The organism is Sorangium sp. So ce1153, from assembly GCF_051521595.1.
Lineage (GTDB): Bacteria > Myxococcota_A > Polyangia > Polyangiales > Polyangiaceae > Sorangium.
Map to the genome: position 1 here is coordinate 8,305,298 of NZ_CP150361.1, position 12,709 is coordinate 8,318,006.

Below are 12,709 nucleotides of genomic sequence, written 5' to 3' on the forward strand. Positions count from 1 at the left end.
GCGGCGCCCCGTCTGCGGCGCTCGCGGCGCCCCGTCTGCGGCGCTCGCGGCGCCCCGTCTGCGGCGCTCGCGGCGCCCCGTCTGCGGCGCTCGCGGCGCTCGCGGCCGGCGGCGCGCGCCCGTTCCAACTTGACATCCCGGAGCCCCTCCGGACATGAAGCCGTCCGCTCTTCCCTGCGTGGGCCTGCCCTGGACAAGGGCCATCGACCGAGGTGCTTTCATGAGAGTTCTGATCATCGGCGGGACCGGGCTCATCTCGACTGCCATCGTGGAGCAGCTCCTCGCGCGGGGCGATCGCGTCACGCTCTTCAACCGGGGGGTGACGGCGCGGCGGTTCGAGGGGGACGTCGACGTCATCGTCGGTGATCGCTGGAAGTACGACGAGTTCGAGCGCGAGATGCAGCAGCGCACGTTCGACGCCGTGATCGACATGGTCGCCTTCGCCCCGGAGAACGCCGGATCGCTGCTCAGGGCGTTCTCGGGCCGCGCGGACCACCTCGTCGTCTGCTCGACGGTGTGCGTCTACGGCGGTCCCCTCACGCGCTCGCCGGCGCGCGACGACGAGCCGCACCGCCCCGTGACGAAGTACGGCCAGAACAAGTCGCGCATCGAGTCGGCGCTGCTCGCGGCGAACGGACAGAACGGGCTGAAGACGACGATCCTGCGGCCGTCGTTCACGACGGGCGAGGGGCACACGGCGCTCGGCTCGCTCTACTTCGACGACTCGATGGCCGACCGGGCCCGCCGCGGCCTCCCGCTCGTCGTCCACGACGACGGCGCGACGCCGTGGGCCATCGCGCACGTCTCCGACGTGGCCCGGGGGTTCGTCAACGCCCTCGGCAACGAGAAGGCCTACGGGCAAGCCTATCACCTCACGAGCGACGAGCACACCACGTGGGGCGGCATCTTCGCCGCGCTGCAGGAGGCCGCCGGCGGCAAGTCCCCCGTCGTCTCGATCCCGACCGACTGGCTCTATGACGTCGCCCCTCGCCGCATGGTCGGCGTCAAGTTCATCTACCAATACGGGTCGACCTTCGACAACAGCAAGGCCGCGCGCGACCTCGGCTTCCGGACCACCGTCCCGCTGGTCGAGACCTTCCGCCGCCAGATCGCCTGGTCGGAGCGCGCCGGGGCCTACCGGCGCGCGGCGGAAGAGCCCCTTCAGGACGTCCTGCTCGACGCGTTCACGAAGGGCGAGAAGCCCGCCCCCGGGCAGGTGCACGACTTCAATACCTGGGGGAACGAGCCCGAGTCCTGATCTCTGCCGCCGCCCCTTCGTGCGGGCGGCGGCGGGGCTCTCCCGTGACCCGTGCGCTCTCGGCGCGCAGCTCTTCCACGAAGAGGAGCGACAGGCTGTACGCGTTCGATATCAGCACGGGATCCCGCCAGGTGAGGGTTGTCCGAGGTGTCCGTCAGCGACGTGCTCCGGGCGTTCGCGCCGGCGCGCAGCGGGCGCGCCGGCGCGCGCTCAGGGCAGGTTCTCGAGAGGATCGGTCTTGCCGACGCCGGCGTGCTCCAGGACGACGGCCTTGACCGCGGCCGAGCTGTCGAGCGGATACTCGTACGGCGCGCTCCAGGCGCAGTCCGCGCCGGAGGCCTGCGTCCCGGTGGTCTCCTCGAACACGTTGTCCTTGCGGTCCGTGCCGCCGGCCGCGCTGTCCAGCGTGGTGATGGGGTTCTTGACCTTGAAGAAGTGGTTGCCCTCGACCCGCAGGCAGGCGCCGACCCGCGAGTTCACCCCCGACGTGGCGACGTTCTCGAAGTAGTTGTTGAACACGTGGCCATTGCCGCCGCGGTAGCTCGGCAGGCGAGAGTTCACGTTGTTGATGTGGTTGTGATGGAAGGTGATGCGGCGATCGCTGTCGTCGCTGTCCGACGAGCCGACCAGCATGCCCTTCCAGTGATCGTGCAGGTAGGTCCACGAGATCGTGATGTCCGAGGACTCGTGGGTCGCGTCGATGAGGCCGTCGTACTTGTCCTTGTCGGAGTTCACGGCGGGAGAGTCGGCCCAGAGCTCGCAGTGGTCGATCCAGATGTTGTGGCTCTCGTCCATGTGGATGCCGTCGCCGTTGCCGCTGCTGGCCAGCACGTGGTGGATCTTCAGGTTGCGGAGGATGATGTTGGACGACCTCCGCAGGTTGAGCCCGACGCCCTCGATCTCCCCGCTCGACCCGACGCCCACGATGGTCTTGTCGGAGGCGACGTCCACGTCGTCGCCGCTGCCGCGGATCTTGCCGGTGACCTGGATGATCAGGGCGCCGGACCTCGCCGCCTCCGTCTTCAGGGCGTCGAGCGAGCTCACGGAGACGACCTCTCCGCCCTTGCCGCCGGTGGTGCCGTCGCCGGTCGTGGCATAGCCGTAGAGCCTGAAGTCGACGGGGCCGGAGCTGCCGCCGCCGGTGCCGGTGGCGCCGCCACCCTCACCGCTGCCGCCGGTGCCGCTGGCGGCGCCGCCCTCGCCGCTGCCGCCGGTGCCGCTGGCGGCGCCGCCCTCGCCGCTGCCGCCGGCGCCGCTGCCGCTGCCGCTGCCGATACCGCCGGTGCTGCTGCTGGAGCTGCCGCTGGTCGCGCCGCTGCCGCTGGAGCCGGCGCCGCTGCTGGAGCTGACGCTGGCGCTGCTCGTCGGCTGACCCCCGTCGTCTTCGCCCGGATCCGACCCTTCCGACCCGCAGCCGACCGACGAGATGCTGACCGCGATCAGCGCGGCCAGAGCGACTCGAGATTCGCACTTCATGAGCAAGTTACCTTTCCGTGATGAGCCAAGCAGCTCGCGCGGCGCGGATGGAGAAGCCGGACTGCGCACGGGCCGTCAGCGAAGCTTCACAGCAACGCACATGCCACCAGATCACGGCGGAGCGAGGCCGCCGTGTTCGCGCGCTCTCACGGCATTTCCCCGCGGAGATGCCCGCTGCGCGCGCTCTCCGCCGGGCCGCGCGCGGGCGCCGTGGACGAGGCCGTCAACCTCGGGTTGACACTGTGGACACGAACGGTCGCGGCGCCGTCGGCCGTCGGTCACTCGACCCCTGTGACGCCGAGCGCGCGGTGTCACACGGCTCACCGACGCCGCTGGCGGCGACGCTCAAGGACCGAGTCGCACGAGCCCGACCCAGTCGAGCTTGGCCCCGTCCTCGCGGCAGCCGAACGAGACGCTGTGCTCCCCGGGAGCGAGATCGAAGGTGAGCGGCTTCGGCTTCGAGTCCGACGTGTCGCTGACGATATCGACGTGGAACTCGGAGCCGGCCATGTCGTACCGGTATCCCTCCTCCGGCTCGTAATCCACGCGGATCCACCACGAGTTGTCCTCGCCCTCCAGGGGCCCCTCGGCCACCCTGGCCGTGATCTGGTAGGTGCCGGCCTTCGTGATCTGGAACAGGCAGTCGACCTGGTCCGTGTTGCAATCCAGCTCCTCGGGGACGGCCACATAGTAACCGCCCCTCGCGTTCGCGTCCTCCACCCGGATGAACCCGCCGTAGAGGATGCACAGCTCCTCGTTCTCGGCCTCGATCTCGATGCTCTCGCGGATGCTCCCGCCTTCCCCGCCCGTCGCGCCAGCCCCGCTCGACACGCCCGCTTCTCCCCCGGAGGACGACGCGTCCCACCCAGGGGACAACCCCTGCAGCGAGCAGGCGCAGGCCAGCACGGAGAGCAGCGCCGCCCACCGCGCTGGACGCGCGCCGGCCACCGCCGCGCGCGCCGGGGAAGCTCGCCCTGCACCCCCCACCGCGCGCCGTCTCGTCGCCGTCCCCACGTTCGAGCTCTCGTTCACCTCCCGGTACCTTAGCAACACACACACCGCCGGCGCGATACAATACGCCAGCATCCCCCGGTACAGGCACAGCCATGCTGCGGGCCCCCCCGAGCGAACAGGCATCGATCCGCCAGGGCCCGCCACAGGCAGGTAGACGATGAGGTTGGATCGGTCGAAGTCGTTCGGGTCCGCGCGGGCCTGATCACCGACCGCGCGCCGTCCGAAGGCCGACGTCCGACGGCGCGCGACGCGGGAGCGCTTCAGCGCGCGGCGGGGCGCGCGTGGTCCTGCGCGCGGAAGAACACCCCGTGGACCTCGCCGTCGACGAGGGCCGGCACGAGCGCGCCCGGCAGGACGGACTCGACGTCGTTCGGCGCCTTCGGCCCGCCGAGATCGGTCCGCAGCCAGCCCGGGTCGAGGAGGTTCATCAGCACGCCGGTGCCGCGCAGCGACGGGACCGTGTCGCGCACGAACTTGTCGAGCGCGGCCTTCGACGCGGCGTACGCCATCAGCTCGGGCTGGTCCTGGATCCCGGAGGTCACCTGGACGATGCGCCCCCAGCCGCGCTTCAGCATGATCGGGAGCAGCCGGTAGGTGATCCGGATCGGGCTGATCACGTTCACCTCGAAGCTCAGCCGGAAGTCCTCCGCCGGCGTCTCGATGTACGAAGCGCGGAACGGGGTCATGATCGCGGCGTTGTTGTACAGGATGTCGATCCCGCCCGACGCGGCGAGGGCGGCGTCCAGGATGCGATCGACCGCCGCCTGATCCGACAGCTCGCCCGAGACGGCGCTCACCCGGACGCCCTTGCCGGCGAGCTCCCCTTCGAGCTCCCGCGTGTGCGCCGCGTCGCGGCTGTGCAGGACGATGTTGCAGCCGAGCCCCGCGAGGCCGCGCGCGACCTGCTTCCCGATCCCCCGGCTCGCGCCGGTGACCAGCGCCCACTTTCCTCGAATTTCCACCGTCATGGCGGCGCCTTATCGCAGAGGCTGTCCTGCCTGGCACCAGAAAAGCGAGCGGCCCCGGAGCGCGCCGGAGCGCGCCGGCAGGGCCCGCAGCGCCGCCGCGCGGCGCCCACCGCCCACCGCCCCCATGGCCTCGCCGATGCGACGCCGCGCGGTGTCGAGGCGGCGTGCTCCGTGGGTCAACAAATTCACCCAGAGCGCAATACTGCTGCCCCATCAGCACTCCTTGCTGATCGCGTGCTGCTGGAGCAGCACCGCTCCCCGGGCTCGATCAGCGAAAGATCGCTGCAACAGCGCGAAAAGTCAGGGCTCCTGCCTGGCACGGCGGCTGCTTTGAAGTTGCAATTACATCCAGGTCCGATTTCCTCGCCGGATCCTGTGTACCTGGAATCGACCCAACCCGCCCCTGGCGAGCCGGAAGGCCTCGGAAGAACCCCCCATGATCAGGCACACCCCCTTCACGACGATCCGCTCCGGGCTGCTGGGATGCGCCGCGCTGGCGTGCGTCCTGTTCGGCTGCGATCGCCCCGGCGGTGAGCCAGGCGCCGCGACCGCGGGCGACGCGGGCGCTCCGGCGCAGGCGCAGGCGCCGGACAGGCGCGAGGCGGTGGTCGTCCGGCTCGGCTACCAGAAGATCGGCACCCCCTATCTCCTCAAGGACCGCGCCGACAACCTGAAGAAGGCGCTCGAGGCCAGGGGCGCCAGCGCCGAGTGGATCGAGTTCCACGCCGGGCCTCCGCTGCTGGAGGCCATGCGGGCCGGCGCCGTGGACATCGGCCATGTCGGCGAGACGCCCCCGGTCTTCGCGCAGGCGGGCGGCGTGCCGTTCGTCTACGTCGCCACCGACCCTCCGGCCCCGAAGGCCGAGGCGATCCTCGTGCCGAAGGACTCGCCGCTCACCAGCGTCGCGGGCCTGAAGGGCAAGCGCGTCGCCGTCAACCGCGGCTCCAACGTGCATTACCTGCTGATCCGGGCCCTCGAGGCCGCCAGGCTGACGCTGGACGATATCCAGGTCTCGTTCCTCGCGCCCGCGGACGCGCGGAGCGCTTTCGAGAGCGGCAAGGTCGACGCCTGGGTGATCTGGGACCCGTTCCTCGCCGCGGCGGAGCTCGCCGGCGCGCGCGTCCTCCAGAGCGGCGAGGGGCTCGTCGACAACCACCTCTTCTACGTCGTCCGGCGGGAGTTCGCCGAGGAGCAGCCGGAGCTCCTGCGGACGGTGCTCGAGGAGTACCAGACCCTGAGCCAGTGGGAGCGCGAGCACACGGAGGAGACCTCGCAGATCCTCGCGAGGTCGTCGGGCGTCGCCTACGAGGCGTTCCTCACCTCCGAGCGCCGGCGCTCCTTCGGCCTGCTGCCGATCACCCCCGAGATCCTGAAGAAGCAGCAGGACATCGCCGACACGCTCCACCGCCTCGCGATCATCCCGCGTGACGTCCGCGTGGAGGACGCGTTCCTGTCGGCGGCCGTGTACGGGGGCGTCCGATGACGGCCAGCGGCGCGCCGGGCGCGACCGGCGCGACCGGCGGCGGCGTGGTCGACCGGCGCGCGGTCGGCCGGAGCCTCGCCCCCTGGGTCGCCCCGATCGCGCTCGTCGTGATCTGGGAGGCCCTGTCCCGGCTGCACGTCATCCCGAAGAGCCTGCTCCCGTCGCCCTCGGAGGTGGTGCTGGCCGCGGTCCACGCCACGAGGAGCGGCGACCTGCCGGCGCACCTCGGCGTCAGCGCGCTGCGCGCGCTCGGCGGCCTCGTGATCGGCGCCGCGATTGGACTCGTGCTGGGCCTGGCGACAGGGCTCTCGCGCGCGCTCCAGCTCGTCGTCGACGGGCCCATCCAGATGCTCCGCGCCATCCCCGCGCTGGCGCTCGTGCCGCTCGTCATCCTGTGGTTCGGGCTGGGCGAGACGGCCAAGCTCTTCATCGTGGCGGTGACGGTGCTCTTCCCCGTCTACCTGAACACCTTCCACGGCGTGCGCAGCGTCGACCCGCACATCATCGAGATGGCGCGCGTCTACGACGTCCGGGGGCTCGCGCTCTACCGCGAGGTCATCCTCCCCGGCGCGCTCCCGTCCATCCTTGTGGGCCTCCGCTTCGCGCTCGGGCTCGCGTGGCTCGTGCTGATCGTCGCCGAGACGATCGGCGCGTCCCAGGGCCTCGGCTACGTCGCGATGAACGCGCGGGAGTTCATGCAGATGGACCTCCTCGTGCTCACGATCGTGCTCTGGGCGATCCTCGGCAAGCTGGCCGACTCCCTGGCGCGGTGGGCGGAGCGCCAGCTGCTGCCCTGGCAACCTCGACTGCAGCGAATGGATGCGAGGTGAACATGAGCGTGCCGCACACTCATCGCAGAGGCGCACGGGTCCAGCTCCAGGGGCTCGAGAAGCGCTTCGACGAGAAGCTCGTCCTCTCGGGCATCGAGCTCGACGTCCGCCCTGGCGAGCTCCTGACCGTCGTCGGGCGGAGCGGGTCCGGCAAGAGCACCCTGCTCCGCATCCTCTGCGGCCTCGAGCAGCCCACGGGCGGCGCGGCGCGCATCCTGACGCCGGAGGGCATCGCGGGCGGCTCGGCGGTGCGCGTCGTCTTCCAGGAGCCCCGGCTGATGCCGTGGCGCACCGTCCTCCAGAACGTCTGCATCGGCCTGCCGAAGGACCGCCGCGAGCGCGCGCGCGACGTCCTCGCCCGGGTCGGCCTCCTCGACCGGCAGGACGACTACCCCGGCGTGCTCTCGGGCGGCCAGCGCCAGCGGGTCGCCCTCGCGCGCGCGCTCGTGCACGACCCCAAGGTCCTGCTCCTCGACGAGCCGTTCGGCGCGCTCGACGCCCTCACCCGGATCGGCGCGCAGCGCCTCGTCGAGTCGCTGTGGACCCAGCACGGCTTCACGGCCATCCTGGTGACGCACGACGTCCAGGAGGCGGTCCTGCTCGGGGACCGCGTGCTCGTCTTCGACGAGGGGCGCATCGTGGAGAGCGTCGCGGTGGACCTGCCGCGGCCGCGCGCGAGGGAGGTCCCGGAGGTCGGTCGCCTCACCGGCGCGCTGCTCGAGGCGATCTTCGCTTCCGGCGACGGCCCGTCGACGCGCCCCCCTCCGCGCGCGACCTTCCCTCCGCCCGTGACGTCACCGCTCCTGGCCGGCGCCGGCGCCGAGTGAGGGCGAGCCAGGAGCACGGTCCACGATCACCAAGGAGTCACAGCAGCCCGCCTATTTCACCTCGACCTCGTCCTGGATGACGTAGTTCTCGTTCTCGAAGCGCAGCGCGTCGTTCGCGTGCTGCTGAAAGTCCTTCGCCAGGGCGAGGAGCTCCGCCCGGTGGGCCTCGTCCTTGATGCCGCCGAGCGGCGGCATCTCGCTCGCCTGCAAGATCCGCAGGATCCGGTTGCGCCCCGCGAGCGCCTGGTTCGGGAAGCTGAAGAGCTCGAGGATGCGCATGCCGGCGGAGTTCTCGGGATCATGGCAGGCGAGGCAGTTGTGCTTCCGGAACGCCTCCGACATCTTCCTGTAGGACCGGTCGAGGTCCTTCACGTGCGGGTTCTCCTTCGAGAAGAGGTTCTCGTAGAGCGTGTAGCGCGGCTCCTCCCGGCCGTCCTCGCCGCGCCACATGAACTGGTGGTCCCATTCCCTGTGGACCCGCGGCCGGCTCTCGTCGCTCTCGGCCGATCGCAGCGCGCCGATCACCCGGTCTTGCTTCATGACCAGCAAGAGCTCCACCGTCGTCTGGTACGCGTCCCACTTCTTCGGCTGGTGCCAGAACGGATAGGGGAACGCGCCGGGGTCGAGCTTGTTGCGGAAGTGGTAAGGGAGGTGGATGACCGTGAGCCCGCCGATCTTCTCGACGCGGTAATCGCTCTCGAACGAGAAGATCGACAGGTAGACCGTGCGCCAGACGAGCGGGTTCATGAAGGTCGCGCTCGTGTGCTCGAAGCCGAAGTCTCCCTCGTATTTCTGCCGGGACCAGAGGAAGGGCTCCTTCATCGCGTCCCGCAGGACGTCGAAGCCCTTCAGCCGCTCGGCGCAGAGGTCGCGCGCCTTCTCGTCGTCCGGCGCCGCCGTCGGGCAGGCGGCGATGATCCCCTTGGCGATGACGTGCGGCAGCTCCTCCGACGGGATGTTGGCGATGGTGGGGCGGACCTCCTGTGTCCCCGAGCGCTCGAGGGCGACCGAGCTCTCGGCCGCCCAGCGCAGGATGAGCTCCCGCTCGGCGCCGCTGAGCGCGTGGCCGAGGTGAAGCGTCTTGTAGGGGAGCGGCGGCATGGCGTTGGCCTCGACCGCGTGCTGGATCTTGAAGATGAACTCCAGCGCCGAGCTGCGGCGGCGGTGAGGGAAGTCGTTCGCCACGTCGAAGTTCACCCGCGCCCGCTGGATCTTCTCGTCGACGTAGGGCTGCGCGACGTGGCTCACGAGGGGGATGTGATAGAAGAAGGGCCGCTCCTCGGTCGCGCTGTGGCAGGCGAAGCACTTGGCCTTCACGATGGGCTGGATCTGCTCCCTGTAGCGCTGCGCCATCACCTCGAGGCTGGTCACGGACGCCGAGTCAGGGAGCTCGTCCGCCTTGAGGAAGTTGAAATACTGGTCCCATACAACCAGCGTTCCGAAGAACGCCAGCAACGCAACCACAGCCGTCGTGACTTTTCGACGAAGCAGACGTCGCATGGCTCGGACTCCAACGTGAGGATGTCGGCGGTGCCTTCCTGCGCGGGCGCGGGCCCTCGCAGGGAACAGGGAAAGCGCTGGCCGGTCGTCGGAACGAAGCTCCGGGGGCACGCGCGCCCGGGAGTCGTCGACAGGCGCAGGCCGCCTGCGGGGCCCGCGTTCGACCGATGCCATCGCCCCGCGCGACCGCTGCGCGCGCGGGGGAGACGATGTCGATTCAGATCGCTGCGCAGCGCTCGATCGCGCGGAAGGCGCGAGATCTAGAGCGGTCTTCAGCCGGAGTGGGTACTCCGTCTTCCGTCCTGAGCGACGAAAACGAAAGGCAGACCACACCATCCGTCCGCCATAACGGATACTGCATTACAGAGACGGACCTATCAAGGGGAATTTTCAAGATATTCCCCGATTGCTTCCCGAAACATTCATCCGTCATGACGGACGGATGTTTCGGAATGGATCCCTGCGGGGTGTGCAGCAGGACGCGGCGGCGCGCGGTCGAGCCCCCATGAACGATTGGATGCGCCAGCGCTGAGCAGCCGGCAGCCTCGCGCGCCTCAGGCGCGCCGCCGCCCTGCGGCCCGCCTCCGGCTGACCTCCAGGCCGCGGCCCAGGCTGCGCAGGACGACCAGGTCCTCGCCGAGGTCGACGTCGACGAGCGCGCGGGCGACCTCCGGGCGGACGCCGGTGAGGATGGGCCGGGAGCCGAGGAGCTGGATCGCGCGCGCGAGCTGCTCCAGGGCGGCGGCGCCGTCCGGATCGAGCGCGTCCGCGCCGGTCACGTCGAGCACCACGTGCGACGCCCGCTGCGCGACGATCGCGGGCAGGAGCCGCTCGCCGAGCTCGCCGCCGCGCTCCGCGTCGAGGCGCCCGATCAGCGGCACGGCGAGCGTGCCCCGGCCGACGTCGAGGATCGGCGCCGAGAGCTTGAGGATCTGCCGCCTCTGCTCCTCGACGAGGGCGAGCGAGCGGTTCAGCTCGTCGATGAGCCGGCCCTGCTCCTCGATCTGCCCCTCGGCGCGCCGCTGCGCCGTGACGTCGAGCTGCTGGACGAGCACCGCGGGCGCGCCGGTCACTGGATCGGTCGTGCGGCGCGCCTCGACCTGGTGCCACCGCTCGCCGTCCGCCGTGAGGACCTGCACCTCCCCTGACCAGGGCGCGTCGGCGTCGATCGCGCCGCGGACCGCCGCGCCCGCGCCCTCGTCCGGGAAGGCCGCGTCGATCCGCGGCGCGTCGCCGAAGGCGCGCAGGGCCGCGGGGTTGTGGAAGAGCACCGTTCCCTCCCGGTCGACGAGGCTGACCAGCACCGACGAGTGGCGGACCGCCTCCACGCCGCGGACCATGGAGGCGTCGACGCCGGCCCCCTTCGGGAGCGCCTGGAACAGGATGGCGAGCCGCCCGTCGTCGAGGCGGATCGCCTGGCCGTGGAGCGTCACGGTGGCGGGCTTCCCGCGCGGGTAGAGCGTCCAGTCCTCCACGACCGTGCCGCCCTCCGCGAGGACGCGGACGTAGCCGTCGAGCCGCGCCCGGACGGCCGGCGACAGGTCCGAGAGGTCGCGGGAGAGCAGCTCGGCGCGATCCGTCGCGCGCCAGAACTGGAGGGCCTTCGCGTTGGCCCACGGGAAGCGGTAGAGATCGTGGTCGTAGACCCACGTCGGCAGGATGGAGAGCTCGAGGGCCGACAGGCGCTGGTCGAGGGACGTCATTCGTGGCGGCACGTCATACGACGGCCCGGGCCCCCCTGCACGCGGCTTCAGTCGTGCGGCTGGTTCACGTACGGGTCGCTCCCGGCCGCCGCGTAGCCCGCCACGGACTGGCTGCTCGAGTCGACGACGAGGTTGCAGGGGCTCTTGAGGGTCGCGTTCGAGTTGAACACCTGCACCGCCTTGATGTCGGGGAACCGCTTCAGGGCGTCGACGACGCCGCGCATCCACGCGCCCTTGCGGTTCGGGTCAGCCGGGTCCTCGTGGCTGGAGAACTCGCTCAGGATGTACGGCTTCGAGCCGTGCCAGGCCATCTGCGCCGGCTCGTGCATCCAGTCGTAGTGGCTCGCGAACGTCGTCGCCGGGTCCTTCCACCCCCCGTTGTTGCACACGTAGAAATTGTACGGATCGTACCCGAGCCAGTCGATGTAGCTGTCTCCCGGGTAGAGGCCCGGGAGCCGGCTGCGCGTGCCGCTCCAGCCCATCGGCGTCCAGACCCACACGACGTTGGTCACGCCCGCCGCGCGGAACCGGTCGATGATGCGCCGGTACGCAGCGACGTAGTCGGCGTCCGGGCCGTCCGAGCCGTGAACCGCGGTGTTGTCCATCTCGTGGTCGAAGGAGATCATGAACTTGCCTGGCGCGTTCTTCGCGCGCTGCGCAGCGGCGTCGATGACGGCGTCCTGCGAGCCGTTCGCGATCGCCGTCCACGTGACGTCCTGGCCCGCGGAGTAACGGCGCGTCTCCCACGACAGGTGGAGGATGCGCCCTTCGTTCATCTGCGCTGTCTCGTGCACGTCGGGGAAGACACCGTTATCGGTGGTGCCCCAGTCGTGGTAGCGGTACACGATGTCGACCTTGCGGCCGACCTTCTCCTCGAATCTCTCCATCGCGAGCTTCCAGTTCCAGCCCGCGGCCCCCGCCGGGGTGTAAGCGCCCCACCAGGCGCCGTCCCTTGGAACGAGCTTGTCCGACACGACGGGCTCGCCTCCGGTGGGCGCGCCGTCGTCCGCGGGCGCGACGTCGATCCAGACGACCGAGGCGACGAGCGAGCCTTGCCCTGCGGTGTTCTGGAAGACGAGCTCGGTCCGGAGCCGGTCGCCATTGACCACCGACAGGCCGCTGAACGTGTCGCTCAGGTTCTGTCGGCTCGCGGAGAGGGCGCGCGCCGGGCCGGTGCCGATCAGGGTATCGCCGTCGTAGAGCGCGACACGGACGGTCCCGGCGCCGCTGTTGATGGCCCAGGCCTGGTAGTTGACGACGACCTGGCTCGCGCCGCCCGCCGGGGCGCTCGGGTAGCCGAGCGTCAGCGACGCTGTCGCGGCCCCGGGCGCGCTCCGCGCGAACGTGCTGCCGCCGTCGCTCGCGGCGAACGAGGTGCCGTCGTCGACCAGCGCGTAGATGGGCGCCGTGCCGCCGCCGCCCCAGATCTGGCTCAGCGCGACGTCGCTCGTCGGCGAGAGGCTCACCGCCGCCGCGACGGCGGACGCTTGCTGATCCGGCCGTTCGGAGCCGGCGAGATCTTCCGAGCCGCACGCGGCGACGAGGACGGGCGCGGCGGACAGGAGGAGTCGTTTACTGAACAAGGCAAAGCGGGTCCGAGAAGTCATCATGGGAGTAGAGAAAGCACACATGAATCGAAGGGCAAGACTT

At 70.6% G+C, this 12,709-nt stretch carries 10 protein-coding genes; 4 read left to right on the forward strand and 6 right to left on the reverse strand.

Going from position 1 to position 12,709, the window contains the following annotated elements; genetic code table 11:
* The first annotated feature begins 220 nt into the window (after positions 1 to 220).
* A complete protein-coding gene (locus tag WME85_RS29895) occupies positions 221 to 1,258 on the forward strand; it encodes an NAD-dependent epimerase/dehydratase family protein (RefSeq protein WP_437826120.1) in 1,038 nt (345 codons plus the stop codon).
* A 210-nt stretch (positions 1,259 to 1,468) separates the two neighbouring features.
* Here WME85_RS29895 and WME85_RS29900 read toward each other — a convergent pair whose 3' ends face one another.
* The 3 genes from WME85_RS29900 to WME85_RS29910 all read right to left on the reverse strand — a co-directional run bounded on the left by WME85_RS29900 (position 1,469) and on the right by WME85_RS29910 (position 4,716).
* Positions 1,469 to 2,734, reverse strand: a complete 1,266-nt coding sequence (locus WME85_RS29900; RefSeq protein ID WP_437826123.1) for a pectate lyase family protein — start codon at positions 2,732 to 2,734, stop codon at positions 1,469 to 1,471.
* A 345-nt stretch (positions 2,735 to 3,079) separates the two neighbouring features.
* Complete coding sequence (locus WME85_RS29905) at positions 3,080 to 3,766, reverse strand: hypothetical protein (RefSeq protein ID WP_437826125.1); 687 nt, start codon at positions 3,764 to 3,766, stop codon at positions 3,080 to 3,082.
* Positions 3,767 to 4,008: 242 nt separating this feature from the next.
* Positions 4,009 to 4,716, reverse strand: a complete 708-nt coding sequence (locus tag WME85_RS29910) for an SDR family NAD(P)-dependent oxidoreductase (protein ID WP_437826126.1) — start codon at positions 4,714 to 4,716, stop codon at positions 4,009 to 4,011.
* 436 nt (positions 4,717 to 5,152) lie between these two features.
* Between WME85_RS29910 and WME85_RS29915 the strand changes: the two genes are divergently transcribed.
* Genes WME85_RS29915 through WME85_RS29925 form a run of 3 tightly spaced genes read left to right on the forward strand, consistent with a single transcriptional unit; the run spans position 5,153 to position 7,856 of the window.
* Positions 5,153 to 6,199 (forward strand): sulfonate ABC transporter substrate-binding protein, encoded by a 1,047-nt coding sequence (locus tag WME85_RS29915; RefSeq protein WP_437826127.1) that lies wholly within the window; start codon positions 5,153 to 5,155, stop codon positions 6,197 to 6,199.
* Positions 6,196 to 7,029 carry an ABC transporter permease subunit gene (locus WME85_RS29920; RefSeq protein ID WP_437826129.1) on the forward strand — a complete coding sequence of 278 codons (834 nt, stop codon included), beginning with the start codon at positions 6,196 to 6,198 and terminating at the stop codon, positions 7,027 to 7,029. The genes WME85_RS29915 and WME85_RS29920 overlap by 4 nt, the downstream gene beginning before the upstream one ends.
* A gap of 2 nt (positions 7,030 to 7,031) precedes the next feature.
* A complete protein-coding gene (locus WME85_RS29925) occupies positions 7,032 to 7,856 on the forward strand; it encodes an ABC transporter ATP-binding protein (RefSeq protein ID WP_437826131.1) in 825 nt (274 codons plus the stop codon).
* Positions 7,857 to 7,907: 51 nt separating this feature from the next.
* On the opposite strand, the gene WME85_RS29930 is transcribed toward WME85_RS29925, so the two are convergent.
* The 3 genes from WME85_RS29930 to WME85_RS29940 all read right to left on the reverse strand — a co-directional run bounded on the left by WME85_RS29930 (position 7,908) and on the right by WME85_RS29940 (position 12,642).
* Positions 7,908 to 9,320 carry a heme-binding domain-containing protein gene (locus WME85_RS29930; protein ID WP_437826133.1) on the reverse strand — a complete coding sequence of 471 codons (1,413 nt, stop codon included), beginning with the start codon at positions 9,318 to 9,320 and terminating at the stop codon, positions 7,908 to 7,910.
* A gap of 590 nt (positions 9,321 to 9,910) precedes the next feature.
* Positions 9,911 to 11,059, reverse strand: coding sequence for a PAS domain-containing protein (locus tag WME85_RS29935; RefSeq protein WP_437826135.1), 1,149 nt, complete (start codon positions 11,057 to 11,059; stop codon positions 9,911 to 9,913).
* Between the two features lie 47 nt (positions 11,060 to 11,106).
* Positions 11,107 to 12,642, reverse strand: a complete 1,536-nt coding sequence (locus tag WME85_RS29940; RefSeq protein ID WP_437826137.1) for a glycoside hydrolase family 26 protein — start codon at positions 12,640 to 12,642, stop codon at positions 11,107 to 11,109.
* Positions 12,643 to 12,709 lie beyond the last annotated feature (67 nt).

What these genes read in the sequence shown, in the direction of transcription:
- WME85_RS29895 (WP_437826120.1), top strand. Translation starts at nt 221, where the DNA reads ATGAGAGTTCTGATCATCGGCGGGACCGGGCTCATCTCGACTGCCATC.
- WME85_RS29900 (WP_437826123.1), bottom strand. Translation starts at nt 2,734, where the DNA reads ATGAAGTGCGAATCTCGAGTCGCTCTGGCCGCGCTGATCGCGGTCAGC.
- WME85_RS29910 (WP_437826126.1), bottom strand. Translation starts at nt 4,716, where the DNA reads ATGACGGTGGAAATTCGAGGAAAGTGGGCGCTGGTCACCGGCGCGAGC.
- WME85_RS29915 (WP_437826127.1), top strand. Translation starts at nt 5,153, where the DNA reads ATGATCAGGCACACCCCCTTCACGACGATCCGCTCCGGGCTGCTGGGA.
- WME85_RS29920 (WP_437826129.1), top strand. Translation starts at nt 6,196, where the DNA reads ATGACGGCCAGCGGCGCGCCGGGCGCGACCGGCGCGACCGGCGGCGGC.
- WME85_RS29925 (WP_437826131.1), top strand. Translation starts at nt 7,032, where the DNA reads ATGAGCGTGCCGCACACTCATCGCAGAGGCGCACGGGTCCAGCTCCAG.
- WME85_RS29935 (WP_437826135.1), bottom strand. Translation starts at nt 11,059, where the DNA reads ATGACGTCCCTCGACCAGCGCCTGTCGGCCCTCGAGCTCTCCATCCTG.